The sequence below is a fragment of the Kriegella aquimaris genome (assembly GCF_900103215.1).
Taxonomy (GTDB): domain Bacteria; phylum Bacteroidota; class Bacteroidia; order Flavobacteriales; family Flavobacteriaceae; genus Kriegella; species Kriegella aquimaris.
This window is the reverse complement of record NZ_FNGV01000001.1, coordinates 59,058-85,077: the sequence shown is the minus strand read 5'-3', so window position 1 is coordinate 85,077 and position 26,020 is coordinate 59,058. Positions and strand designations below refer to the sequence as shown.

The following is a 26,020-nucleotide window of genomic DNA, read 5'->3' as shown; positions in this document are numbered from 1 at the left end:
CCCCGAATTGAAGCAAAAGATATACATGCACGGCTTATTCTGCTCCCTGTTCTTTCTATTGGGTGGGGCTACATCTGTGGCCCAGCATATAAATATCATAACCGCTAAATTGGACGGTGAGACGAAAGAAATCACGATTCAACAAGAGTTTATCTATAAAAATCATTCCGACGATATATTAGAAACCATTTATTTCAATGATTGGTCTCATGCCTACTCCAATAAGAATACCGGTCTTGCGAAGCGGTTTGCCCAAGAATATAGAAAGAGTTTACACTTGGCCAAAGACGAAGAACGTGGCTATACAAAAATCGTAAGTGCTGTTGATAATGCCTATCGAGGACTTCGATGGGAACGGGCTACCGGGCAGGATATTATTAAAGTTCAGCTCAACAAACGACTTGCTCCCGGCGAAGAGCAAAAAATATTTTTCACATACACCGTAAAATTACCCTCGAATAAATTTACTCCCTATGGTTATGGGCCCCGAGGCAATTTTTATCTTAAAGATTGGTATCTTACTCCAGCAGTTTACGACGGTAAATGGCATTTGTACTCTAACAAAAACCTGGAAGACTTATACACCGATGTTACAAACACCACGGTTAATTTCAGCTATCCCACTGGTCTTTTCCTAGCTTCCAATTTTCGGGTATTAGGCAGTTCTCCATTCTCTAATGACCAACAAGCCCAATTAAAAGGAGAAAAACAGAAAAACTGTGAAATAATTTTGAGTCCACAAAAAAGGTTCGAAACACACGTAACCGAACATTTGACGGTCGTAACAGATATTGAGACCTCAAAATACGGCAAGGTACCCCAAGGCCTTTCAATAAATAAAGTAACCAATTTTATATTCAAAAACTTAGGAGCTTATCCGCATACCAAGTTACTGGTCAGTGAAATCGATTATGATAAAAATAAGTTGTACGGCATCAACCAGCTGCCCTCCTTTATTAGGCCTTACGAAGAGCAGTTCCAATTTGAAATGAAATTTCTCAAAACGGCATTGATCAATATCCTTGAAGAAACCATGTATTTAGATCCCAGAAAGGAACAATGGTTGTCTGATGCCATTGCCAACTATTTGATGATTGCCTATGTTGAGGAAAATTATCCCGATCAGAAGCTCTTGGGTAAGTTATCGAAGGTCTGGGGTATTCGGAGCTTTCACCTTGCCAAAATGGATTTCAACGAACAATACCCTATGCTGTATATGCTTATGGTACGAAGAAATCTAGACCAATCACTGCTAACCTCAAACGATTCACTGATAAAGTTCAATCAGAAAATAGCAAATAAATACAAGGCAGGTCTCGGGCTTTCGTACTTGGCCAACTACATTGGCAAAGAAAAAGTCGATAACAGCATAAAATCGTTCTATCAACATTATCAACTGAGCCAAGTCAAGAGCATTGATTTTAAATCGATTTTAAAACGGTCGACCAAGGAAGATATAAACTGGTTTTTTGACGACTATATTGCGACTGATAAAAAAATCGACTATAAAATTAAAAAAGTTGTAAAATCAGAGGATTCTTTAAGGGTAACCTTAAAAAATAAAACTGGAATTGATGCCCCTATTTCACTTTTTGGTTTGAGTAATGATTCCGTTGTCTCAAAATATTGGTTTTCTGATATAAGTACGGTGAAGACTTTTACCATTCCGAAAAATGACGAAGACAAGTTGGTTTTGAACTATGACCAGAAAATACCAGAATTTAATCAACGCGACAATTGGAAATCTTTAAAAGGATTTCTTTCAAGCAATAAAAAACTAAAGTTCACTTTTTTTAAAGATGCCGAAGATCCCTACTATAACCAGATATTCTATGTACCCGTATTGGGTTTTAATATTTATGACGGTTGGACACCCGGAATGCGCATATACAATAAGACTTTGTTAGAGCGACCTTTTGTCTACGATTTTGCACCGTCATATGCAGTAAAAGAAAAAGCATTGGTCGGTTACGGTAAGTTTACATATCGTAAGTATCATGGAAAAAGCGGCCTTTATGTGTCGAATTATTCATTTAGGGGTTCGACAGCCCATTTTCAAGAAAACTCCCGTTACTCTACGGTTACACCATCCGTAAGCTTTGCTTGGCGTCCATCTGATTTATTATCGAACAAAAGACAAGTACTGAATTTTAGGTATGTAAATGTTTTTAGAAATAAAGATGAAAGCCTTGAAGATTTTGAGACCCCACCTGATTACAGTGTTTTGAATCTACGTTATATAAATTCGAAGAACGATATTATTGATTATTCAACTTGGTTCGTAGATGCACAGCATGCCAGTGATTTTACAAAACTGGCGTTTGAATGGGAATACAGAAAGCTTTTCGATAACAACCGACAGTTCAATTTAAGGTTTTTCGCCGGTAAATTTTTGCGCAATAAGACCACAGATTATTTAGATCCCAATTTTTTTAGTTTCGCATTGGACCGACCGACCGATTACCTATTCGATTATAGCTATTTGGGCCGTTCGGAGGAATCTGGTCTTTCTAGCCAACAAATCGTTATTGCCGAAGGTGGCTTCAAATCGTTTTTAGATGAGCGCTATCGTTTCGCCAATGACTGGATTACCACTGTTAATTCCAGTACAAACATTTGGCGATGGATAGAAGTGTACGGGGATGTAGGTTTTGTAAAAAATAAGGGACAGAGTGAGAAATTTGTATACGATTCAGGTATTCGTTTGAATCTATTAACCGATTATTTTGAGCTTTACCTTCCCGTCTATTCCAACAATGGCTGGGAAGTTTCACAGCCCGACTACGGTACCAAAATACGGTTTGTAGTTACGTTGAGCCCAAAAACTTTGATCGGGTTGTTCAATAGGAAATGGTTTTGATAAATTCCTAAAATTAGGTTGACCAATTAAAGATTGATTAAGCTATTGCCATCGAAATAGGTTTAATTTTATTAATTTTGCAAGAAAATTAATCCTTTTCACCAAATACTAGTTCCCCCAAAACTAGATTTTTTGTAACCATTATCGTAAAGTATGGACATATCTTCCAAAACTAGTAATGATATTTCTTTTGAGGATTTCAGAACCCAAATAATGCAAGACTATGAGACTGCGGTACTTAGCCGCACCTGTAGTCTCTTAGGCAGAAAAGAAGTGCTTACGGGAAAAGCAAAGTTTGGAATTTTCGGTGATGGAAAAGAGCTTCCGCAATTGGCAATGGCCCGATCATTTCGAGATGGTGATTTTAGAAGCGGTTATTATCGAGATCAAACCTTTATGATGGCCTTGGGCCTATTAACACCAAAACAGTTTTTCCATGGCTTGTATGCCACTACCGAAATAGAAAAGGAACCTATGAGCGCCGGAAGGCAAATGGGCGGTCATTTTTTGACTTATAGCCTTAATGAAGATGGTAGTTGGAAAGATTTGACCAAACAGAAAAATAGTAGCGCCGATATTTCATGTACGGCCGGGCAGATGCCCCGATTATTGGGTTTGGCTCAGGCTTCAAAAGTATATCGTAATTTAAAAGAGGTAGACAGTTCTAAATTCTCTAAAAATGGAAATGAAGTCGCTTGGGGCACCATTGGGAATGCGAGTACCAGTGAAGGAATGTTCTTAGAAACTATAAATGCGGGGGGCGTTCTTCAAGTGCCCATGGTCATCAGTATTTGGGATGATGCCTATGGCATCTCTGTTCCCGCTAAATACCACACAACAAAAGAGGATATTTCTGAAATACTCAGCGGATTTCGACGCGATGACGAACAATTGGGTTATGAGTTGTTAAAAGTTAAAGGTTGGGATTATACGGCTTTAATGCATGCTTATGACAATGCTTCCGATATTGCAAGGGAAGAACATGTACCCGTCATTATCCACGTAACCGAACTTACACAACCTCAAGGCCATTCGACCTCAGGTTCGCACGAACGCTATAAAAGTGAGGACAGATTACACTGGGAAAAAGAAAATGATTGTAATCAACGCTTCAAAGAGTGGATACTTGAGGCGGGAATTGCCACAGAAGAAATATTGAACAGCATAGAGAAAGAGATTAACAAAAAAGTAAGATCGGCAAAGAAAGAAGCTTGGTCAGAATATTTAGAACCACATAAGGCCAAGAAAAAAATACTGGTTGGTCTTTTAGGCAAGGTTTCCGAAAAGAGTTCGAACAAAAGGTTTATAACAAAAATCAAAAACGATCTCATTGCCATAGATGAACCTATTAAAAAAGACCTATTGGTTGCTGCACGAAAGACGCTACGATACTTGCTTGGCAACGATTCCCCTGAAAAGCAAGAATTGATGAGATGGGCAGACCAGTTTATAGCGGAGACTCAACCACGTTATAGTTCAAATCTATACAGTGAGGAATCAAATAGGGCGACAGCTATTATCCCTGTCGAACCATCTTATGACCCTAATGCACCCAATGTCGACGGTCGAATTATCATACGTGATAATTTTGATAAGTTGTTCGCCAAATACCCTGAAATGCTTGTATTTGGGGAAGATACCGGAGCAATCGGCGATGTAAATCAAGGGCTGGAAGGGCTTCAAAAAAAGTACGGGAAACATCGTGTGGCTGATACCGGTATTCGTGAAACAACAATTATAGGTCAGGGTATTGGTATGGCTTTGCGCGGACTTCGCCCCATCGCGGAAATTCAGTATCTCGATTACATTTTCTATGCTATGGCCACTTTGACAGATGACCTGGCTTGCTTACGATATAGAACTGTAGGAAAGCAAAAAGCGCCATTAATAATACGTACAAGGGGTCACCGACTGGAAGGTATTTGGCATTCAGGATCGCCCATGGGCAGCCTTATTCACATTTTAAGGGGTATATATATCTTATCACCTCGAAATATGACTCAAGCTGCCGGTTTTTATAATACGCTAATGAAAAGCGATGAACCAGCATTGGTCATTGAAAGTTTAAACGGTTACCGCCTGAAAGAACCAAAGCCGAATAACCTTGGAGAATACTATACACCCATTGGCGTGGTAGAAACATTAAAAGTCGGTAGTGATATAACATTAGTTTCCTATGGATCTACCCTAAGAATCGTAATGCAGGTGGCCAAAGAGCTGCTTGAAGTAGGTATCGATGCAGAAGTGATCGATGCACAGACCCTATTGCCATTCGATATCAATGGAGATACCGTAAAAAGTTTAAAGAAAACAAACAGATTGCTGGTTATCGATGAAGATGTGCCAGGAGGGTGCTCCGCTTATTTGACCAATGAAATTTTAGAAAAACAGGGGGGGTACCAATACCTTGACAGTGCACCGCAAACCTTGACCGCGAAAGCACATAGACCAGCATATGGCACTGACGGTGATTATTTCTCAAAGCCCAATGCCGAAGATATCTTCGAAAAAGTGTATGCCATAATCCACGAAGCCAATCCTTCCGATTATCCTAAACTTAGATAACTACTAATTAAAATTTTCCAAACACCCTGTTTTAAGGTGGCGCCACACCCATAAAATTGCTCTATATTTGAGATGAAAACGGCTCAATAAACAGGGGATGATCAATGCAATATTAAAAAAGCACTTTTCCATAGACACAGCTTCTATTACCCATTTAGAAGGATATGAAAGTATAAATTACAAGATTGAATGTGTCAAAGGTTTATTTGTTCTTAAAAAGTATACGTTTAACCACGAGGTTCTAGAACTTCTGCGTTCAGAAAATAAAATTCTTGAGCGCTTAGGTTCTCAAAAGGATTATGATTTCCCCACACCCATCGCCTCCAATGAAAATGAGTTTTTAATTATTGAGAATGATTCCATTTTCAGATTATTATCCTTTGTTAAAGGTAATTTTCTCGGCGATGTTGAACACACTCCTACCCTTTTAAGCTCTTTTGGTCACTTCTTGGGCCAGATGGACAAGGCGCTTTTAAATACCTATAATCCCGCATTAAAAGCAAAGGAAACGCAATGGGATCTTCAACATTTTTCTACGAACTATTCCTATTTGAAGTATATTCCAGACCGTCAAGACAAGAGTTTGGTGGATTATTTTTTTCTACAGTATGACGAAAACATCCGTCCTGTACAACATCTTCTAAGAAAAAGCATCATTCATAACGATGCCAATGATTGGAACGTTTTGACAAATGATGGACACCTATCAGGAATCATAGATTTCGGTGACATGTGCCATTCTTGGTTAATAAACGAGTTGGTTGTAGCGATAACCTATGTGATGATGGACAAAGAAGAACCTTTAAAAGTCGCGGAAAATATAATAAAGGCGTATCACGAAATTCTTCCTTTGGAAGAGCGGGAAGTGGAAGTCATATATTATTTGGTGGCAGCACGACTATGTATAAGTGTGTGCAATTCAGCTTACACAAAAACGGTAAAACCAAATTCCGAATACATTACGGTAAGCGAAAGACCAGCATGGTCATTGCTTCATAAATGGTTATCCATTAGCCCAATTTATGCGACAACCTATTTTCGTAATGCTGTAGGGTTTTCCTCTAAACAAGCACCGCCGCTGAAAAAGCAATTGAAGCGAAGACAAGAACATTTTAGCGGCGCTTTGTCGTTGAGCTACGATAAGCCTATTCAAATGCACCGTTCCGCATTTCAATACATGTATGATACCCAAGGCCATACCATTCTCGATGCCTATAACAATATAATGTTAACGGGTCATTGCCACCCCAAAGTAGTAAGAGCCGGCCAGCGTACCATGGCAAGACTAAACACCAATACCCGTTATGTATATGACGAACTTTTGAGCTATAGTGAAAAACTGTTAGCCAAGTTTCCGTCACATCTGAACAAAATTTTCTTTGTGAACTCCGGTAGCGCGGCCAGTGACTTGGCCATCAGATTAGCAACAGCACACACTAAAAGAAATAAAATTATGGTTGTGGAGCATGGGTATCATGGCAATACAAGAATGGGTATAGATATCAGCCATTACAAGTACCACCACAAAGGTGGGGCTGGCAAACAGAACTATGTTATTGAAACTCCTATGCCCAAAGTCTTTGGGTCGGGTTTTGACGATGATGGCACGGCCGGTACTTATTTTACCGGAAAAGTCCAGAGCATAATTGAACAAAATAACAGGGAAATAGCCGCATATATTGCGGAGCCCATGATAGGTTGTGGAGGTCAAGTACCCCTAGCCAAAGGATATTTGAAAGGGGTATATACGCTTATACGTGAACAAGGTGGGATATGCATTAGTGACGAGGTTCAAGTGGGTTTCGGTCGTTTGGGTGATGCTTTTTGGGGCTATGAAATGTACAATGTGATACCTGATATGGTAATTCTTGGTAAACCGATGGGCAACGGGCATCCGATCGGTGCCGTTGTTACTACAACTGCAATTGCCGAAAGTTTTGACAACGGAATGGAGTTTTTTAGTTCTTTTGGTGGAAACCCGGTTTCGTGTGCAATAGGAAAAGCTGTACTCGAAGTTATTGAAGAGGAGAATTTGCAAAATCATGCCAAAAAAGTAGGTGATTATTTGAAGGATCGACTGAAACAATTGGGAAACATTTATCAGGAAATTGCCGATGTAAGGGGCAGTGGACTCTTTCTAGGAGTAGAAATGCTGGATAAAGAAGGAAAGCCAAATACCAAATTGGCCAACGAGGTCAAAAATCACCTCCGTGAGAAAAATATCTTGATTGGTACAGATGGACCTTACAACAATGTACTGAAAATTAAACCACCCCTTTATTTTTCAAAAAACGATTCTGATATTTTAATTGATAAGATGCAGACAATACTTGAATATTTATTAAAAATTTAGATACTTTTACTACTTTAATTAACAAATAACCCCCTTTATGAGAAATTCCCTCTTAAAAGACATTGGACTAGCGATATTACGGATTGCGCCATCGCTATTATTGATGACCCATGGTATTCCCAAGTTTCAAAACTTAATCGCCGGAAACTTTGAATTTGGTGACCCCATAGGTATTGGTGCGGCACCCTCTTTATTCTTGGCCGTAATAGGAGAAGTTGTATGTCCGGTCCTTATCATTATAGGTTATAAAACAAGATGGACAGCGGTTCCCCCGGCAATTACAATGTTGGTCGCCACTTTTATAGTTCATGCATCAGACCCTATAGGAACAAAGGAAAAGGCATTATTGTTTTTGACCTTTTTTATTGTAATTATGCTATTAGGACCTGGTAGGTACAGTGTGGACAGAAAATAATATCAAATTATTTTAACTAATAGCTCTTTAAGCAAATCGGCCTGCGAGATGCCATTGGCTCCTACTCCCTTCCCTTTCAGATCCATTTCTCGTAGACTTGCAACAACATTGCTGACCTTTTTCATTGGATAATTACGGGCCGCGGTATGGAATTCATCTACAAAATAGGGGTTGATTCGAAGTGCACTAGCTACATTTTTAGGAGAATGGTCGTTTAGCCCATGGTATTGCAGCAATTGAGAAAAGAAAGAATGAAGTAAAGTAACCGTTAAAACAAATGGGTTATCTTTTGGGTTCTGGCTAAAATAATTGATGATTTTCGTGGCCTTTAAAATGTCTTTTTCTCCAATAGCCTTTTTAAGTTCAAAATTGTTATAGTCTTTACTGATACCAATATGTTGTTCTATATCCTCTGGGGTTATTTCAGATTCTTTAGGGAGTACAAGTTGTAATTTTTTTAATTCGTTGTCAATTTTACTTAAATCGGTACCCAAAAATTCTACTAATAATACCGTTGCTTTATGGGATATGGTAAAACCTTTTGATTTTAAATTTTTCCGAATCCAATCTGCAACTTGGTTATCGTATAATTTCTTCCCTTCGAATACAACGCCAATTTTATTTATAACCTTGTGCAGTTTCTTTCGCTTATCGAGTTTCTTGTATTTGTAGCAGATAACCAATACAGTGCTAGGTTGCGGATTTTCGCAATAAGAGGTTAAATTTTCTATAGTTCGTGACAAATGTTGCGCTTCCTTAACGATAACCACTTGTTTTTCCGACATCATGGGATAACGCTTGGCGTTGCCTATAATATCATCAATGGTAACATCTTTGCCATACAGAACCACCTGATTAAAACCCCGCTCCTCTTCGGTTAAAACTTCTTTTTCAATATGTCTGGTAATTTCATCGACATAGAAAGTTTCTTCTCCGCATAAGAAATAAACGGGCTTTGTATTCCCATTTTTAATGTCAATTAATATTTTTCCTACTTCATCCATCAAAAAAAAATCCTCAAATTTGCGGCATGGGGCCCCTTAATTTTCCAGTTTATCAATTTCGTTTCAAAAATAGCGAAAATAAGACCTACATCTTTGACCTTATACGTAAAAAGTTTGTGGTGCTGCAACCCGAAGAATGGGTAAGACAACATGTATTACATTACTTGCTATTTGACAAGAATTATCCGAAGAGTTTAATTAACGTCGAAAAACAGCTGACTTTTAATGGGTTGATAAAAAGATATGATATTGTCGTATTCAAATCTGATGGTAGTATTGATATTTTGGTTGAATGTAAAGCTCCGTCAATACAGGTTACACAAAATGTTTTTGATCAAATTGCCCAGTATAATCTAAAATTGAATGCCAACTACCTTATGGTGACCAACGGACTTCAAAATTTTTATTGTGAAATAGATGCTACCCACAAAAAATATACGTTTTTAAGGCAAATACCAGACTATAAGCGTCGAGTACGCTAAGGTTTTCAAATCAGTGCTTACTTACTTTTCGATCAAGCGACTTAAAATACAGGATTAGAAACTAAGTTGATTTATAATTCATATCACAACGGCAACGATCTATTCTAAATTATTTCATTACTTTGTCGACTTTAAAAATTAAGAGCTCGAAAAGCCGGAAAGAAGACGGTGTACTTCTATGTCAGAAATAGCTATTGTTATACTTAATTGGAATGGGGAGGTACTTTTGGAAAGGTACCTTCCCTCGGTAGTCGAATATTCTGGTGACGCCGATATATATTTGGCAGATAACGCATCTACAGATAGCTCTGTTGAATTTGTAAGGAAAAACTATCCATCGGTCAAGATTATTCAAAACGCTACCAATGGGGGTTTCGCCCAAGGTTATAACGAAGCTCTAAAACAAGTGGAAGCCGACATTTTGTGCTTATTAAATTCTGATGTCGAAGTACCAGAAAACTGGTTGGACCCCATTAAAAAAGCATTTCAACAATTACCCGATGCAGCAATTGTTCAACCGAAGATCCTAGACCTGATGCGACCAGATTACTTTGAATATGCGGGTGCCGCAGGTGGATTTCTAGACCAGTTGGGATATCCTTTTTGTCGTGGGCGTATTTTTCAAGCCTTGGAACAAGATTCAGGGCAATACGATGACATTCGAGAGATTTTTTGGGCTACCGGCGCTTGTATGTTTATAAAAAGTAGCGTTTTTAAAAGCTTGAACGGTTTTGATGAAGATTACTTTGCCCATCAGGAGGAAGTTGATTTATGCTGGCGCGCTAAAAATGAAGGCCATAAGGTTTATTATGTCGGTACTTCCAAGGTATATCATTTGGGAGGTTCGACGCTTAGCAATATGAATCCGAAAAAAACTTTTTTAAATTTTAGGAATTCATTGTTTTCTATAACTAAAAACTTGCCTAGGCGCAAAGCTTTTCTAATAATAGCCATACGATTATTGCTAGATGGGGTGGCTGCACTACGATTTCTTTTTCAACTTAAATTCAATCATTGTATAGCCATTTTACGTGCGCATCTTAGCTTTTATAAAAATTTTAGAAGAATGTACAAAAAGCGTGAAAAAGCCAATTTTATATTAAAGTACTATGTTACAAAATCCATAGTATGGTCTTATTTCGTAAATCATATAAATAAATTTAACATTTTAGTAAAAGATTAACTAATTTGCATGTTTATGGCCTGTCATTTTATATAATTTTACGGCACAAATCAACAAGCTTCAAAATCAAGTAAAAACAATTAATACCAGAATTATTATTATGAGAAAAATATTTTTAGGATGCTTAGGAGTGACATTATTACTTTCTTCATGTGTTTCGCAAAAGAAATTTGCTGACCTAGAAGCGAAGCATAAAGAGTCACAGGATTTATTGAATTCCGCCACTGTCAAATTAAATGATTGTTTGGAGGAGAATACGCGTTTGAAAACTTTAGAAGATCAAATTGCCTTTTTAAAAGCAAATAATCAAGAATTGATAAATAACATGGGTAACCTTACTACCTTAACAACAAAGGGAGCCGAAAACTTGGAGAAATCTTTGGAAAGCCTTCAAGAGAAAGATCTTACTATAAGAAAATTGCAAGATGCAATTACACGTAGAGATTCTGTCAACTTAGCGCTAGTTCAGAGTTTAAAAGGTGTTTTGGGCAATCTTGATGATGAGGATATCGAAATCAGTGTTGAAAAAGGTGTTGTTTTTGTTTCAATTTCAGACAAACTTTTGTTTAGCAGCGGTAGTTACAATGTAACGAGTCGTGCTAAGGAAGTTTTAGGAAAAGTTGCACAAGTAGTCAACAACAAGCCCGATTTTGAATTTATGGTCGAAGGCCATACGGATGATGTGCCCTACAGAAGCGGTGTTTTATTGGATAACTGGGATTTGAGTGTTAAACGAGCTACTGCTGTAGTACGTATTCTACAAAATGACTATAATGTTGATCCAAAGCGTATGACGGCTGCCGGTAGAGCTGAGTTCATTCCTGTTTCCCAGACTGAAAAATCTAAGAACAGAAGAACCAGAATCGTAGTTCTTCCGAAAATAGATCAATTCTATAGTATGATCGAAGAAGGTATGAAAGACCCTAAGATTAACTAAACAAAATTTAACATCCAGAAAAACCGCAACCACCACATTGCGGTTTTTTTGTACAAAAATTTTGTTTCATCTAAAATATAAAGTACCATTATGATAGCTATATTCTAACACAATTTTCATGTGACAGAAGATAACAGAAAAAGAAATACTATATTTTCGAATAAAACGTTGATTAAATTATGAGGTTGTTTGTTGGAATAATTGGGGCATTATTACTTGTTAGTTCCTGCGGTGTCGTAGGATCTATAAATGGCTCTAGTTCTAAACCTGCAAACCTGACCCTAGAAACTTCGAAGGCCAAGTCATACGACAAAATCATACCTAAGGAAGCCATTTCCCAAAAAGGGCTTTTTTCGGTTCATAATGTGAATGACAAGTATTTTTTTGAGATTTCCGATAGTATATTAAATCGTGAAATCTTAGTAGTAACCCGATTTATAAAAACTCCCGCCGGTTCTCGAAATTATGGTGGCGAAGAAATTGGCGAAAAGACTATTATCTTCGAAAAAGGACCTCAAAACAAAATTTTTCTGCGTGTCTCCACTTTGGTAAGCATGGCCAGTGAAGACAACGAAATTTCTCAAGCGGTAAACAATTCAAACGTTACCCCTATTCTTGAATCCTTTGAAATTGCTACTAGAAACGAAGATGAAAATTCGTCCGTTATCGAAGTCACTGATTTCTTGAACAGTGAAAATACCTTATTGGCTTTAAGTAGTCCACAAAAAGACTCTTACGGACTTTCTAGCATTGAAAAAGACAAATCCTATATTCTAGGGATTTCTTCTTTCCCTTTAAATACAGAAGTACAAACGGTCAAAACCTATAAGGCAAAAGCAAGTAAGGGAAACAGGAAAAAAGAACTTCCCGCTGCAATTTTATCAGGAGTCGTTACTTTGGAAATCAACAACTCGTTTATAATGCTTCCAAAGAAACCAATGAAAAAAAGAATGTACGATCCCCGTGTTGGATATTTTGCAAGTTCTTATTTGGAGTACGAGGACGACCAGCAGCAGGTCGATCGCAACACCTATATTCACAGATGGCGGTTAGAACCCAAAGCTGAGGATATGGAGCAGTGGAAAAATGGGGAATTGGTAACTCCGAAGAAACCAATTGTTTTCTATTTAGACCCCGCTACACCGAAAAAATGGAGACGTTATCTAATTCAGGGAATCAACGATTGGCAACAAGCATTCGAACAAGCCGGTTTTAAAAATGCGATAGTCGGTAAAGAATGGCCCAAAGACGATGCCTCAATGAGCTTGGAAGATTCGAGGTTTTCGGTCTTACGCTACTTTGCCTCTCCTTTTAAAAATGCATATGGGCCCAACATTGTTGACCCAAGAAGTGGTGAAATTCTGGAAAGCCATATCGGATGGTATCATAATCTAATGAACTTGTTGCATAATTGGTATCTGGTTCAAGCCGGTGCTGTTGACCCAAGAGCTCAGAATATGGAATTTGACTCTGAGCTAATGGGAGAATTAATACGGTTTGTAGCCTCGCATGAAGTCGGTCACACTTTAGGCCTTCGCCATAATATGGGAGCCAGCTATGCTACACCGGTAGAGAAACTGCGCGATGCGGAGTGGTTGCGAAAAAATGGTCACACCAGTTCGATTATGGACTATGCTCGTTTTAATTATGTAGCACAGCCTGAAGATAGTATTCCATCACAAGATTTGATGCCTAGAATTGGTGACTATGACAAATGGGCCATACAATGGGGTTACGGTAAAATCCCTGAAGGTATCTCCAGTCAAACTGAAAAGGAATTATTAAATCAATGGGTTGTAGACAGTGTTTCTAACAATCCTCGTTTATGGTTTGGTGGCGAAGGGCGTGATTTTGACCCCAGATCGCAAAGTGAAGATCTTGGAGACAATGCAATGGTGGCCAGTACTTATGGAATTATGAACCTGCAGCGTATTGTGCCGCACTTGACCGAATGGACGAAAAACAGGAGCAGTGATGATTATTCTAGTCTAGACCAAGTATACCAAAGCCTTATTAAACAATATGAGAATTACCTTTTTCATGTGTCAAAAAATATTGGTGGTATATACGTTACTCCCAAAACTGTCGGGGAGCAAGGTGAAGTATACTGTCCCGTTCCCAAAAGTGTGCAAAAGGAAGCTCTGGTTTTCTTGAACAACAACATTTTAAAGGAACCCAAGTGGTTGATAAACAACGAAATACTTAATAAAACCACTTCTCCTCAATCAAAGGAATCGATTACCAAAACAATGGAAAGCGTTCTGCTCAATCTTATCGGAGGTAGTAGAATGAGTCGAATGACATTTATTGCAGAACGGTATACCAATGAAGATACATATGCCCCAGAGGAGTATCTAGATGACTTAAATCAATTAATTTGGGGCGATATGAACGTATTCTATTCAACAACCGCCTACCAGAGAAAAATACAAAAGGCATATGTGGCCCATATGATTACTCTTTACAAGCCTAGTGAAGCCGAAGGCATAGTCGAAGGTATTTTAGCAAAACTTTCAGAGGGATATACTTCGAACACTGATGTTCGTTCCCTTGCTTTGGATAACTTGACCTCATTGCAACGCAAAATAAAAGGAACGATTCCCGTCATAACGCATAGAATGACGAAAGCACACTTGCAATACCTTAAAAGGGAAATTGATGAGGTTATTGGAGAATTAAAAGACCCTCCGAACTTCTATATACCCGCAAACCCAGATATTTCGATAAAAGCGGAAGAGAATGAATAAACCTTCCTACGTTGTGGTAATCCAAGAAAATTAATTACAGCTACGGAAGTATTTATAAGATATCTAAGCTCCCTTTTCCTTCCCGAACAACAATTGGCTCGTCTCCAGATAAATCGATTATCGTAGAAGCTACGTTATCGCCATATCCGCCATCGATTACGACATCGACAAGGTTCTCCCATTTTTCAAAAATCAATTCGGGGTCCGTGGTATATTCCAATAAATCATCTTCATCACGAATAGAAGTTGAAACTATCGGATTACCCAAAGCTTCGACCAGCGCCTTGGCAATCGCATTGTCAGGTACTCTAATCCCTACGGTTTTCTTCTTCTTGAAGTCTTTCGGAAGATTATTGTTTCCGGGTAGAATAAAGGTGTACGGCCCAGGTAATGCCCGCTTTAATACTTTGAACGTTGAAGTCTCAATTTGACGTACGTAATCGGAAAGGTTACTTAAATCAGCACAAATAAACGACCAATTCGCCTTAGCAAGCTTAACCCCTTTTATCCGTGCTATTCGCTCGAGTGCCCTAGAATTGGTAATATCACAACCAAGTCCGTACACCGTATCGGTAGGATAAATTATCAGCCCCCCTTTTCGTAGAACCTTAACTACCCTAGCAATTTCCTTTGGATTAGGGTTCTCTTCGTATATCTTAATTAATTCTGCCATTTGATTACCAACAAAAATGTGGTTTAATTCATACCAGTTAATAAGTATCTCTTAAACCGATAATGGTTAATGACTCTCAAGCCTTCTAACCTTTTATAAAAATAATGTAATTTTTTGATACGGTGTGTTCAAAAATCATCGTTCTATCCTATGTCGTCATTCTTGCAGTTAAAAGAAGAAATATAGCAAAATCCCATCGAACAAAATAGCAGATAAAGTTATAGCTATCGGGAACGTGACCCCCTACAATTCTAAGCAAACTGATTTTTTAAAATCGTTCTCGTAATGATTACCATAATTCTTTTTTAAAAAACCGTTGAATAGCTACCATGTGGGCAAAAAGAACTACGGGGACTATAAAAATTGGCGACCAAATAAAAGGAAAGTAGAAAATAGCGATATTAGGCTGGTCGAAAGCAAATTGTTGAAAAGGTAGCGGTGCCGATAGAATAGCATTGATAACAATGTTCATTAATAATAGCAAACCTAATCCGTTCCAAATAACAATAAACTTTCTATCTAACTTCTTCTTTACAAAACCAAAATAATAAATGATCGGTGCCGTCAACCCAGCCAAAATATCGAAGTTACGGCCCTCAAAGGTCATCAATTCAGGAACCTTCTCAAACAGAAACAGCCAATACAACACGATTTCCACAGGAATACGTACAATATGCACCAAAGTCAGTGTTTTTAAGTTCAACGTGTTTATCCATAATCTTCCCTTTTTTGAAAGAAATAAAACTATAATGCACAGCAGTGTTGGCGGAACGCCTAAAAGGAATTTAGCGGGCTCTTTACTGATATCCGAATAATATCCAAAATAGGCCAAAAGTCCTTGTATCATTACCCAAGAGAAAACTACAATTAAGACATTTCTACCATAATTTGCAGCGCTAAGAAATACCATAAAAGTAAAAAACACTGCTACTGAAAAGATGAAATAAATATAAAAAGGAAGTTCGAGCATCAATTTATTGGATTAATAATAGAGTAGCATTAAATGGATGGAACGTATACTATCTATTCAAAAGTTATAAAATGAGGTATTGCCCCCACTTTTCTACTCTTCCAGCTTTCTCTTTAAGTTCTGCAATCCGGTGGCCAAATCGTTTCCTATTATTCCTTCAAAGTCCATAAAAAGTAACATCAGGTTCATCGGGTAATCCATATGCCCCTTAAAACCCCATTTGACTTTGGTTTGATTATCCGATAGACTTTGGGTTGTCATATAGGCCGATTCGGTGGATTCGAAAGGTTCAAAAAAGCGCAGTTCAAAGTCGATACGTTCTCCATCATCAATTTTAAGAATTTCTTGCTCACCAGAGCCTACATCCTTATTATCGCTTTTCCAGGCAGATACAAACCCAACAGTGCCATCGGTTCCCCGAAACGATTTTTCCATTTCAGGATCCATTGTCGCCCATTTGCTATATTCGTTTTGATTTTTTAAATACTTGATATACTCGAAAACCTCTTGCTTAGGCTTATTTATTGCAATTTCTTCTTCAACTGCATATTCCTTTTTTGTAAACAAAGCCAAAATCATGGGTATCGCAATGATAATTGCGATTACAATCAATATTTTTTTCAGGTATTTCATGACGTTGGTTTTTATATTTATTTATTTCAATCTCAATTTATGCGGACTCGTTTTTGGAATTCGTTCAATTATATTTCGTGCTTCTAAATCTAATTTGACGGTTACGATATACCAGACGACCTTTCCATCGAAAGAATTCGATAGCTTTTCAACGGCCAGATCGGTCAGATTTTGATATGTGATTTCGGTATGATTTTTTATAGTATCAATTATAAAATTCCTGATTATGTCATACCTTCTCTTCAAAATATTAACTCCCGTTTTGCCTTGCGGATGGAGGGTCATGATTTTATCATCATTGGTCATAATACGTCGTTCTTTATTTCTGGTCTGGATTAAAGCTTACCATCCAATTGACATCGAACTTATCGGTACACATACCAAAATAATCACCCCAAAAAGTTTCACCAATGGGCATTGTTATTCTTCCTCCTTGCGATAGATTATTGAACAGTTGATCAGCTTCGGCCTTTGTCTGTGCGGTTATAGAAATGGATATATTGTTTCCTACAATAGTTTTGCCTGCCCATTCCCCAGCGGTATCACTTCCCATTAAACGAGTTTCTTTGCTAATAGGCAACGACATGTGCATGATTTTCTGTTTATCCTCTTCAGATAAGGTATAATTCGGATCTTCAGGCATTTCGGAAAATCGGCCTACATAATCGAATTCTCCGCCAAAGATGGATTTATAGTAAGTAAATGCTTCTTCGCAGTTGCCTAAAAATGTTAGGTAAGGATTAATTGTTGCCATAGTTCTAATATTAAATTTAAAAGTTTGTTTATTTTAAGGAATGGAGCCCAATCATGTTTCCTTCGGTATCGACGACTAAACTGACAAAGCCATATTCGCCTATAGCCATTTTGGGTTTAAAAATAGTTCCATTGGCTCCCACGACCCTGTCTTCCTCGACTTTACAGTCGGCGCAAGAAAAATAAACGATGGTACTGTTGGCACCAGACTTAAAACCTTCCATATAGACTAAGGCTCCCGAGCATCCGAATTCTTTCATGTCAGAAGGAAATGCCAACATCTGAAGCGGTTCTTCAGGAGTGGGGCTCAGCAATTCTGTTAGGGCTAATTGGAATACTGTTTCATAAAATTTCTGGGCCCGTTTTATATCATCGACATAGATTTCGAACCATCCTACCGGGTTTTTCATTTCCATTGTATTTGACTTTTTAAATTAAAAATGATAAACTATAATTGGTTTAGATTATCGGTAATACTGCTCTTATTCAATTCCATTACTTACTTCGTTAGGTATATCCTCCAAGATGATGGCTTTAAAACCAAAATCTTCGAGAATACCACAGATATGCTCAGTTTGTGCAGATAATTCTTTACCCTCGACCCGAAGTATATTATCGCAGTCTTCAAGATCGAAGTTGATTTTATAAGTCGGATATTTCTCTTGCAATCGTTTTACTAGAAAATCAGCCTGCCGTTCGTCTCTTATGTTCGTGCGATATACTTCTACCATGTATTAAGACCAATTGAATACCATAAAAATGATATGTAAGCCATGCTACCAACAAATTTTCATTAGGGGGAACGCCATTTTATTAGTCCTGAACTCCTTTTAATCTTTGTAAATAATTCTTTTCTGAATAAGCCTATCCACTGTGCTTTCAAAATCATCTAATCCAAGATTCAGAACTACAAAAACCGCTAGAATAGCACCTTGCTTTTTTTACATGCTGATTTTCAACGAATGACAAGCATAGGCGTCACAGCTAGCGCTTCAATCAAAAATAAAGAATAAAGAGGGAGAATTTCTTGCCCTATGACAAGAAATAATAATTACAGTTTAGCACTTTCTTTTCGTATTCTGCTCAGCGAAGTATCCGTTATTCCAAGATATGACGCAACATGTTTTAGTGGCGCTTGTTGAACTACTTTCGGACGAGTTTCTAATAGGGTGAGGTAGCGCTGTGTGGCCGAATCAGTGATTATGGACACAGATCGTTGTTTACACTCGAATAAGCTTTGCGACATCCAAGTACGGCCCCATTCACTAAAACCTTCCAAAGCATGAAATAGCTTCTGAAAACTATCAAAATCTATTTTCCAACACACGCAGTCGGTCAATGCCTGAATGTTCTCGGCTGTTGGTATACGTTGAAAAAGTGAGGAAACTTCTATAACAACATCACAATCGGAGAAAAAATTGGTGGTAATGTCGATGCCATCAAAATTATGGACAAAGGAGCGCATCAATCCACTTTCCATAATCAAATATTCGTTAGCTATCTGACCCTCGCGAAGTAGAAATTCACCCTTGGTATAAGTAACCTGCTTGTGTACATCGATGATGTTTTTTAAATCTTCTTGGGAAAGCAGGGGATGCCTGTAGACTTGTTCTAAGGAATTCATTTTGGTTATTTATAAACTCGTTATTTCCTTTTACAAACTACTCCAATACCTCCAATTTAGCAAATCGCAATAATAATTTTTTAATATCCCCTTTCTCAAACTTTATCTCGGCCTTCCTATCATTGCCAATACCTTCTATCTTCAGAACTTCTCCACGACCGAATCGGGTATGGTTGACCAACGAACCTTCTCCAAGATTGGGGTCGACAGCATTTGTGTTGCCAACGGGTTCGGCTAACTGAGGTTTTAACTTACGTAATTTACGAAGTTGGTTTTGGTTGGGTTTTTGTGTACTGGGAGGCGTTGCGCTGACAGGTTTGTTCTGTCGTAATTTACTTTTGTCCACATCTCCAAAAATATCGGTATCGATCAATGATTTATACCGATACGTATTTTCGATGGGAGTTAAGTTTTCTATATATTTTTCATCGATCTCCTCTAAAAAACGGCTTGGTTCGGCGTCGATGAGTTTTCCCCAACGGTACCGATTTTGGGTATAGGTCAAATAAGCCTGTTTCTCGGCACGCGTCAATGCGACATAAAACAACCTACGTTCCTCTTCCAATTCGCTTCGGGTATTCATACTCATAGCCGAGGGAAACAAATCTTCCTCCATCCCGACAATATAAACATAGGGGAATTCCAATCCTTTAGCCAAATGTATGGTCATCAATGCAACCCGGTCATCATCACCGGTATCATTATCTAAATCGGTTGCCAAGGCAACATCTTCCATAAATTCTCCGATATCACCCGTAGCATCGGCCAATTCCTTTTGGCCTTCCACAAAATCTTTGATACCATTGAGCAGTTCCTCAATGTTTTCCATTTTACCGATACCTTCTGGGGTACCATCCTTTTTAAACTCCAAAAGAATGCCTGTCTTCTTTGCCACGTGCTCGGCCAAGGTAAACGCATCGGTCCCTTCGTTCATAATCTGAAAACTCTTGATCATGGTCACAAAATCTTCCAATTTACGCTTGGTACCCGAATTGATTTTCAAATTGATCTTGTCGAGGTTTTCCATTACCTCAAAAATTGAACGACCGTAATGATTTGCTGCAACAACAAGTCTATCGATTGTAGTTTGACCTATGCCACGGGCGGGAAAATTGATAATTCGCTTTAAGGCTTCCTCATCTTTCGGATTGATTACCAAACGGAGATACGATAGTACATCTTTGATTTCTTTTCGTTGGTAAAAAGAAAGCCCACCGTAAATACGGTAAGGAATGTCTCTCTTGCGCAACGCATCTTCAATAGCCCTTGATTGGCTATTCGTACGATACAATACGGCAAAATTATTGTTCGGCATTTGTAGCTGCATCCTATTCTCGAAAATCGAACCAGCGACAAACCTACCTTCTTCGGCATCGGTAACACTACGGTGTATTTTGATTGGTGCGCCTTCATCATTGTCTGTCCAGACGACCTTTTCCAATTGGTTCTTATTCTTTTCGATAATCGAATTGGCGGCATTAACGATATTCTTGGTAGAGCGATAGTTCTGTTCCAAACGGTACATGCCTACATTTTCATAATCACGCTGAAAATTGAGAATATTACTGATATTGGCTCCACGAAAAGAGTAAATACTTTGGGCATCATCACCCACTACGCAAATATTGTGATACCTATCTGCCAATGCTTTTACAATCAAATATTGTGAATGGTTCGTATCTTGGTACTCATCGACCAATATATAACGAAACCGATCCTGATATTTCATCAAAACCTCTGGAAACCTATTCAGCAATTCGTTCGTTCGCAACAAAAGGTCATCAAAATCCATGGCCCCTGCCTTAAAACAGCGGTCTACATAATTCTGATAAATATCTCCCATGCGCGGTCTTTTGGCCATGGCATCGGCTTCAACTAGCTCAGGGTTTTTCATATAAGCCTTTACCGTAATAAGGCTATTCTTGTAGGAAGAAATACGATTTTGTACCTGTTTGTATTTATAAATATCCTTATCGAGCCCCATTTCCTTGATTATCGAAGCGATCAAGCGTTGGGAATCTTGGGTGTCATAAATTGTAAAATTACTGGGATACCCTAACTTATCGCCATCGAAACGTAACAATTTGGCGAAAACGGAGTGAAAAGTACCCATCCACAGATTTTTTGCCTCTGTACTACCCACAATGTCGGCAATACGTTTTTTCATTTCCCGTGCAGCCTTATTGGTAAAAGTCAATGCCAGTATATTAAAGGAATCTACACCTTGGGCCATCAAATGGGCAATGCGATAGGTCAATACTCGGGTCTTTCCAGACCCCGCACCGGCGATAACCATCAATGGTCCATCTTTATGCAAGACCGGAGCTTTTTGCGCCTCATTCAATTCATCTATAAAATTCTTCAACCGCTTCGTTTTTTTTGGACTGTGAATTTAGCCATAATTCGGGTTATGTAGAAATCATCTCATTTAGATTTATGAACAATGAAATTGTCATTGCACCTATTTTGAATATATTTAGCTTCTAAATAACCAAATGTATGTACCAAACTACTTTGAAATCGAATTTTATAACGCTAATATGTTTGGGGCTAATGGCACACAGTTTTGCACAAACCAAACAAAGTGGTCCTATTATAGCAGACTATGGCAGCGTATGGAAAGTAGACAATCTAGATTTTAAGGTAAATACCGCCAAAACTTATAAAGCCGTTTTTGATATCTCGTACTCCCCCAATAATAACTCACAACTAAACGCAAGTATAGGGACTGCTGCAAGGTTTCTGAACATGCATGCACAAAACGGTGTACCCTTGGAGCAATTGAAAGTTGCATTGGTAGTACATGGCAAAGCTGCCAAAGACCTTCTTTTGTCTGAAGCCTATATGGCTAAATGCGGAGTAGAAAATCCGAATGAAAAATTATTGAATGATTTAATGAGTGCAGGAGTCGAAATTATTTTTTGCGGACAAACTTTTTCCTCTGAGGGCTTTTTAAAAGAAGATTTAATAAAAGGCGTACAACTGTCTCTTTCCGCTATGACTGCTTTGATACAACTACAGGACGATAACTACAGATTGATTAAATTTTAAATAGACACATGAGAACATTGGTGATTTTGGCAGCGTTTCTTTTAGGATGTACTCTTCAAACCCAAGGGCAAAATCTAGAAAAGGAATACACAGCTATTGAAAGTAAGGTAATTGAATGGCGCCGGTATTTCCATGAGCATCCTGAGCTGAGTAATCGGGAATTTAAAACTTCGGAAATAATTGCAAATCACCTTACCGATTTGGGTATTGAAGTTCAGACTAAGGTAGCACACACGGGTGTTGTGGGTATTTTAAAAGGAAATAAACCCGGGAAGGTCATTGCCCTTCGTGCTGACATGGATGCTTTGCCCGTTACCGAACGTAGCGATCTGCCTTTTAAATCAGCCGTAACTTCTGAATTTTTAGGAGAAAAGGTAGGTGTGATGCATGCTTGTGGGCACGATACGCATATTGCCATTCTGATGGGTGTGGCGGAAATACTGGCCAAAAACAAGGATAAAATTAAAGGCACAATAAAATTCATTTTTCAACCTGCGGAAGAAGGTCCGCCGCCGGGAGAGGAAGGCGGTGCCCTGCTTATGATAAAAGAAGGCGTACTAAAAAATCCTGATGTCGATGCCATTTTCGGGCTGCACATCAATTCTGGCATTCCGGTTGGCGTCATACGCTACAAGTCCGGTGGAATGATGGCCGCCGTACAGCGTTTTGTCATTGATGTTAAAGGAAAACAGACACACGGTTCACAACCTTGGGGAGGCATCGATCCCATTCTTATAAGTGCGAAGATTATTGACGGAATACAAACAATTATCAGTAGGGAAACCGATCTTACCAATGAAGCGGCAGTCATCAGTGTCGGTAAAATCACAAGTGGGGTTCGGTTCAATATCATTCCCGAAAGTGCCCAAATGATAGGTACCATCCGTACTTTAGATTACGACATGCAAAAATTGATTACCAATCGAATGCAAGAAATGGTTCCGGATATTGCGAAAGCCTATGGCGGACATGCGACAATTGAAATCAAGAGCAATACCGACATTACCTATAATGACCCTGATTTGGTAGAACAAATGCTGCCAATTATGCAAAAAGTGGCAGGGTCGGAGAACGTTCAACTTCGAAAGGCATCCACGGGTGGGGAAGATTTTTCCTATTTTCAGAGAGAAATCCCAGGTTTCTTTTTCTATTTGGGTGGTATGACTCCAGAAAACACAACCCCCTACCCCCATCACACCCCTGATTTTATAATTGATGAAAGCGGAATGTTGTTGGGCGTCAAAACCTTGACCGAGATGAGTTTGAACTATCTAAAACAATAAAAAAGGACGCCAACAGTTGTTGATGTACATGCAATATCATCCAAAAGTATGTGGATGGGCGTAATATATACTTTATGGAACAATTATTAGATTTTATTAAAAATATTCCGTGGTGGGCCTGGATACTTCTTGTGCTGGTTTTTGTCGCAATTCGCGATATCTTTTTTCAACGAAAACATACCATTTCACATAATTTCCCTATTGTCGGACACCTGCGATACGCTTTGGAAAGTATTGGCCCTGAAATGCGACAGTATTTTGTATCCAATAATCGAGAAGAACTCCCATTCAACCGTATTGAACGTAGCTGGATATATGCCTCTGCAAAAAAAGAAAATAATTACGAAGGATTTGGAACGGACAGGGATATTTATGCCCATCAGCATATTTTCGTCAAAAATCAGATGATGGCCTACAAAGTGCCTGATGACCATCCTAATGCCAAGGATAAAACCTTCCTCCCCTGTGCCAAGATTATGGGCGCCTATAATAAAAGGAAGAAGCCCTTTCGACCTGCATCGGTTATTAATGTTTCTGCAATGAGCTTTGGCTCGTTATCGGCAGCTGCAATAGAAGCCTTGAATAAAGGTGTGAAAAAATCAAGTGCGTACCACAATACAGGTGAAGGGGGGCTTTCTCCCTATCATAAACAGGGTGGAGACGTTATTTTCCATTTTGGAACCGGATATTTTGGTGTACGTGGGGCAGAGGGAAATTTTTCGCTAGACAAATTAAAAAGTTTGACCGAAAATAACCCGTGCATCAAAGCAATCGAAATTAAATTGTCACAAGGTGCTAAACCAGGAAAAGGTGGGGTGTTGCCCGCTGCTAAAATTACACGTGAAATTGCCGAAATACGCGGTGTCCCGATTGGAAAAGATGTGCTTTCACCTTCGACACATTCAGCTTTTAATAGTATCGAAGAGTTACTGCAACTTATAGAGGATATTGCGGAGACCACGGGACTTCCCGTAGGTATCAAAGGGGCCATAGGCAAGTTAGACCAGTGGGAACAACTGGCAGACCTAATGGTTAAATCGAACAAGGGACCTGATTTCATTACCGTTGATGGTGGAGAAGGCGGTACCGGAGCCGCACCCCCATCATTTGCCGACCACGTTTCCTTACCATGGGTCTATGGTTTTTCAAGTCTATACAAGGTTTTTCAGAAAAGAGAATTGACCGAAAGAATTGTATTTATAGGAAGTGGTAAATTAGGGTTTCCCGCAAAAGCCGCCATGGCCTTTGCTATGGGCGCCGATTGTATCAATGTAGCGCGTGAGGCGATGATGAGCATCGGGTGCATACAGGCCCAGGTTTGCCATACCAACCGATGTCCGTCGGGTGTGGCCACTCAAAGCAAATGGTTACAAAACGGAATCAACGTACCTATAAAGTCGGATCGTCTTGCCCAATATTTCCAAACTTTTAGAAAGGAGTTTTTAGAAATCACCCATGCTTCTGGTTATGAACACCCTTGTCAATACACGATGGATGATATTCAAGTGAATGTTGATGACAACGATCTGAACAAATCTTTGGCCTCTACTTATGGTTATAACAAAGTAAAAGTACCCTTTGAGGGTATGCAAAGACTAAGTGATTGTAAACATTTAGGTGGAAAACAACATCTCGATTCGACCAACGTTGTGGATGAAAATGTTAGTTTTGTCAAAAATTAAATAAAATAGTCTATTATAAAATTTGTCCCTTATGAAAAAAACTATTCTTTTTATCCTTTTAGCTGTCCCGCTTTTTATTCATGCGCAGCGGAAAAGTGATCTTATAGCAGAAATTGAAAGTATAAAAACCTACCGTGACTCCATTCAAAATGAGCTACTCAGTACTCAAAGGAGCGAAAAGGCCAGTCTTGCCCGAATGGAAGCCGCTGAATCGCAACTTTCAGAATTGCGTGATGCCAACACATTGCTTTTGCAAAATTTAAAAATGTTCACCGAAGCTTCGAACAAAAGATCTTCGAGCATTGGGAATACCCTTGAGAGTCTCAAGGAAAAAGAAGCCCAACTAAAAATCATCAAAGATGAGATTGCCCGTAATGATTCGACTGCAGTCGTTATTTTGACCAATGCCAAGCAAACCCTTGGTGAGAACGCCAAAATTTCAGTAAATCAAGGAGCGGTGGTAATTTCGGAAAAGCTTACAACTCTTTTTGGCGATGGTGCCAAATCGGATGTATCGGAAGCAGCCAACGACCTCTTGGGGAAAATAGCGAATATTTTATCGCTCAATCCTAATATAAGTATCATGATCGAGGGACTGAGTATGACGGGCGAACTGGATTTAGCCATTAGACAAGCGGCAGCCTTGGGGGGCATTCTTCAAAAACAATTTTCGATTGCACCTGAAAGAATTACCGCTGTCAGCAAAGACGGCAATTTTACGGAAGGAATCAACTTCCGGTTACATCCGCAATTTGAAAAATTCTATTTGACCGTTCGTGAGAATATGAAAAACAACCACTAAAAA

At 38.8% G+C, this 26,020-nt stretch carries 22 protein-coding genes; 12 read left to right on the top strand and 10 right to left on the bottom strand.

Annotation, left to right across the window (positions count from 1 at the left end; genetic code table 11):
- Window positions 1-25 precede the first annotated feature (25 nt).
- From BLS33_RS00350 to BLS33_RS00335, 4 genes are all read left to right on the top strand, one after another.
- A complete protein-coding gene (locus BLS33_RS00350; protein WP_245731285.1) occupies window positions 26-2,860 on the top strand; it encodes a gluzincin family metallopeptidase in 2,835 nt (944 codons plus the stop codon).
- A 153-nt stretch (window positions 2,861-3,013) separates the two neighbouring features.
- Window positions 3,014-5,425 (top strand): alpha-ketoacid dehydrogenase subunit alpha/beta, encoded by a 2,412-nt coding sequence (locus BLS33_RS00345; protein WP_089884145.1) that lies wholly within the window; start codon window positions 3,014-3,016, stop codon window positions 5,423-5,425.
- Window positions 5,426-5,522: 97 nt separating this feature from the next.
- On the top strand, window positions 5,523-7,778 hold the full coding sequence (locus BLS33_RS00340) for an aminotransferase class III-fold pyridoxal phosphate-dependent enzyme (RefSeq protein ID WP_089884142.1): 2,256 nt from the start codon (window positions 5,523-5,525) through the stop codon (window positions 7,776-7,778).
- Window positions 7,779-7,815: 37 nt separating this feature from the next.
- Window positions 7,816-8,193 carry a DoxX family protein gene (locus tag BLS33_RS00335; RefSeq protein WP_089884140.1) on the top strand — a complete coding sequence of 126 codons (378 nt, stop codon included), beginning with the start codon at window positions 7,816-7,818 and terminating at the stop codon, window positions 8,191-8,193.
- A gap of 2 nt (window positions 8,194-8,195) precedes the next feature.
- Here the strand turns inward: BLS33_RS00335 and holA are convergent, their stop codons facing one another.
- Window positions 8,196-9,197 (bottom strand): DNA polymerase III subunit delta, encoded by a 1,002-nt coding sequence (gene holA, locus BLS33_RS00330; protein WP_089884138.1) that lies wholly within the window; start codon window positions 9,195-9,197, stop codon window positions 8,196-8,198.
- A 26-nt stretch (window positions 9,198-9,223) separates the two neighbouring features.
- Between holA and BLS33_RS00325 the strand changes: the two genes are divergently transcribed.
- The 4 genes from BLS33_RS00325 (at window position 9,224) to BLS33_RS00310 (ending at window position 14,546) form a co-directional block, all read left to right on the top strand.
- Window positions 9,224-9,679: a type I restriction enzyme HsdR N-terminal domain-containing protein gene (locus BLS33_RS00325; protein WP_089884135.1), complete on the top strand. Its 456-nt coding sequence runs from the start codon at window positions 9,224-9,226 to the stop codon at window positions 9,677-9,679.
- 178 nt (window positions 9,680-9,857) lie between these two features.
- Window positions 9,858-10,862, top strand: coding sequence for a glycosyltransferase family 2 protein (locus BLS33_RS00320; protein WP_089884133.1), 1,005 nt, complete (start codon window positions 9,858-9,860; stop codon window positions 10,860-10,862).
- 100 nt (window positions 10,863-10,962) lie between these two features.
- Window positions 10,963-11,799: an OmpA/MotB family protein gene (locus tag BLS33_RS00315; protein ID WP_089884131.1), complete on the top strand. Its 837-nt coding sequence runs from the start codon at window positions 10,963-10,965 to the stop codon at window positions 11,797-11,799.
- A gap of 179 nt (window positions 11,800-11,978) precedes the next feature.
- On the top strand, window positions 11,979-14,546 hold the full coding sequence (locus BLS33_RS00310; protein ID WP_089884129.1) for a zinc-dependent metalloprotease: 2,568 nt from the start codon (window positions 11,979-11,981) through the stop codon (window positions 14,544-14,546).
- Between the two features lie 52 nt (window positions 14,547-14,598).
- Here the strand turns inward: BLS33_RS00310 and BLS33_RS00305 are convergent, their stop codons facing one another.
- From BLS33_RS00305 to BLS33_RS00265, 9 genes are all read right to left on the bottom strand, one after another.
- Window positions 14,599-15,219 (bottom strand): L-threonylcarbamoyladenylate synthase, encoded by a 621-nt coding sequence (locus BLS33_RS00305; RefSeq protein ID WP_089884127.1) that lies wholly within the window; start codon window positions 15,217-15,219, stop codon window positions 14,599-14,601.
- 289 nt (window positions 15,220-15,508) lie between these two features.
- Window positions 15,509-16,189, bottom strand: coding sequence for a hypothetical protein (locus BLS33_RS00300; RefSeq protein ID WP_089884125.1), 681 nt, complete (start codon window positions 16,187-16,189; stop codon window positions 15,509-15,511).
- Between the two features lie 93 nt (window positions 16,190-16,282).
- Window positions 16,283-16,822 carry an SRPBCC family protein gene (locus BLS33_RS00295; protein WP_089884123.1) on the bottom strand — a complete coding sequence of 180 codons (540 nt, stop codon included), beginning with the start codon at window positions 16,820-16,822 and terminating at the stop codon, window positions 16,283-16,285.
- A 21-nt stretch (window positions 16,823-16,843) separates the two neighbouring features.
- Complete coding sequence (locus BLS33_RS00290; protein ID WP_089884121.1) at window positions 16,844-17,128, bottom strand: DUF6958 family protein; 285 nt, start codon at window positions 17,126-17,128, stop codon at window positions 16,844-16,846.
- Window positions 17,129-17,141: 13 nt separating this feature from the next.
- Entirely contained in the window at window positions 17,142-17,576 is a 435-nt protein-coding gene (locus BLS33_RS00285) for a VOC family protein (RefSeq protein WP_089884119.1), read from the bottom strand.
- A 28-nt stretch (window positions 17,577-17,604) separates the two neighbouring features.
- Complete coding sequence (locus BLS33_RS00280) at window positions 17,605-17,985, bottom strand: VOC family protein (protein WP_089886108.1); 381 nt, start codon at window positions 17,983-17,985, stop codon at window positions 17,605-17,607.
- Between the two features lie 72 nt (window positions 17,986-18,057).
- Entirely contained in the window at window positions 18,058-18,306 is a 249-nt protein-coding gene (locus tag BLS33_RS00275) for a hypothetical protein (protein ID WP_089884116.1), read from the bottom strand.
- Window positions 18,307-18,626: 320 nt separating this feature from the next.
- Window positions 18,627-19,199, bottom strand: a complete 573-nt coding sequence (locus BLS33_RS00270; RefSeq protein ID WP_089884113.1) for a Crp/Fnr family transcriptional regulator — start codon at window positions 19,197-19,199, stop codon at window positions 18,627-18,629.
- Between the two features lie 37 nt (window positions 19,200-19,236).
- Window positions 19,237-21,564: an ATP-dependent helicase gene (locus BLS33_RS00265; protein WP_089884112.1), complete on the bottom strand. Its 2,328-nt coding sequence runs from the start codon at window positions 21,562-21,564 to the stop codon at window positions 19,237-19,239.
- A gap of 188 nt (window positions 21,565-21,752) precedes the next feature.
- On the opposite strand from BLS33_RS00265, the gene BLS33_RS00260 reads away from it, so the two are divergent.
- From BLS33_RS00260 to BLS33_RS00245, 4 genes are all read left to right on the top strand, one after another.
- Window positions 21,753-22,250: a DsrE family protein gene (locus tag BLS33_RS00260; RefSeq protein WP_245731224.1), complete on the top strand. Its 498-nt coding sequence runs from the start codon at window positions 21,753-21,755 to the stop codon at window positions 22,248-22,250.
- Window positions 22,251-22,258: 8 nt separating this feature from the next.
- Window positions 22,259-23,533: an amidohydrolase gene (locus tag BLS33_RS00255; RefSeq protein WP_089884108.1), complete on the top strand. Its 1,275-nt coding sequence runs from the start codon at window positions 22,259-22,261 to the stop codon at window positions 23,531-23,533.
- A 74-nt stretch (window positions 23,534-23,607) separates the two neighbouring features.
- Window positions 23,608-25,215, top strand: a complete 1,608-nt coding sequence (locus BLS33_RS00250) for an FMN-binding glutamate synthase family protein (protein WP_089884106.1) — start codon at window positions 23,608-23,610, stop codon at window positions 25,213-25,215.
- Window positions 25,216-25,246: 31 nt separating this feature from the next.
- Window positions 25,247-26,017, top strand: a complete 771-nt coding sequence (locus tag BLS33_RS00245) for a hypothetical protein (RefSeq protein ID WP_089884105.1) — start codon at window positions 25,247-25,249, stop codon at window positions 26,015-26,017.
- Window positions 26,018-26,020 lie beyond the last annotated feature (3 nt).

Coding starts and splice junctions, on each gene's coding strand:
- BLS33_RS00255 (WP_089884108.1), top strand. CDS start 22,259: ATGAGAACATTGGTGATTTTGGCAGCGTTTCTTTTAGGATGTACTCTT.
- BLS33_RS00315 (WP_089884131.1), top strand. CDS start 10,963: ATGAGAAAAATATTTTTAGGATGCTTAGGAGTGACATTATTACTTTCT.
- BLS33_RS00260 (WP_245731224.1), top strand. CDS start 21,753: ATGGCACACAGTTTTGCACAAACCAAACAAAGTGGTCCTATTATAGCA.
- BLS33_RS00275 (WP_089884116.1), bottom strand. CDS start 18,306: ATGGTAGAAGTATATCGCACGAACATAAGAGACGAACGGCAGGCTGAT.
- BLS33_RS00270 (WP_089884113.1), bottom strand. CDS start 19,199: ATGAATTCCTTAGAACAAGTCTACAGGCATCCCCTGCTTTCCCAAGAA.
- BLS33_RS00300 (WP_089884125.1), bottom strand. CDS start 16,189: ATGCTCGAACTTCCTTTTTATATTTATTTCATCTTTTCAGTAGCAGTG.
- BLS33_RS00325 (WP_089884135.1), top strand. CDS start 9,224: ATGGGGCCCCTTAATTTTCCAGTTTATCAATTTCGTTTCAAAAATAGC.
- BLS33_RS00335 (WP_089884140.1), top strand. CDS start 7,816: ATGAGAAATTCCCTCTTAAAAGACATTGGACTAGCGATATTACGGATT.
- BLS33_RS00295 (WP_089884123.1), bottom strand. CDS start 16,822: ATGAAATACCTGAAAAAAATATTGATTGTAATCGCAATTATCATTGCG.
- BLS33_RS00250 (WP_089884106.1), top strand. CDS start 23,608: ATGGAACAATTATTAGATTTTATTAAAAATATTCCGTGGTGGGCCTGG.
- holA (WP_089884138.1), bottom strand. CDS start 9,197: ATGGATGAAGTAGGAAAAATATTAATTGACATTAAAAATGGGAATACA.
- BLS33_RS00345 (WP_089884145.1), top strand. CDS start 3,014: ATGGACATATCTTCCAAAACTAGTAATGATATTTCTTTTGAGGATTTC.
- BLS33_RS00305 (WP_089884127.1), bottom strand. CDS start 15,219: ATGGCAGAATTAATTAAGATATACGAAGAGAACCCTAATCCAAAGGAA.
- BLS33_RS00340 (WP_089884142.1), top strand. CDS start 5,523: ATGATCAATGCAATATTAAAAAAGCACTTTTCCATAGACACAGCTTCT.
- BLS33_RS00320 (WP_089884133.1), top strand. CDS start 9,858: ATGTCAGAAATAGCTATTGTTATACTTAATTGGAATGGGGAGGTACTT.
- BLS33_RS00285 (WP_089884119.1), bottom strand. CDS start 17,576: ATGGCAACAATTAATCCTTACCTAACATTTTTAGGCAACTGCGAAGAA.
- BLS33_RS00280 (WP_089886108.1), bottom strand. CDS start 17,985: ATGAAAAACCCGGTAGGATGGTTCGAAATCTATGTCGATGATATAAAA.
- BLS33_RS00310 (WP_089884129.1), top strand. CDS start 11,979: ATGAGGTTGTTTGTTGGAATAATTGGGGCATTATTACTTGTTAGTTCC.
- BLS33_RS00350 (WP_245731285.1), top strand. CDS start 26: ATGCACGGCTTATTCTGCTCCCTGTTCTTTCTATTGGGTGGGGCTACA.
- BLS33_RS00290 (WP_089884121.1), bottom strand. CDS start 17,128: ATGACCAATGATGATAAAATCATGACCCTCCATCCGCAAGGCAAAACG.
- BLS33_RS00245 (WP_089884105.1), top strand. CDS start 25,247: ATGAAAAAAACTATTCTTTTTATCCTTTTAGCTGTCCCGCTTTTTATT.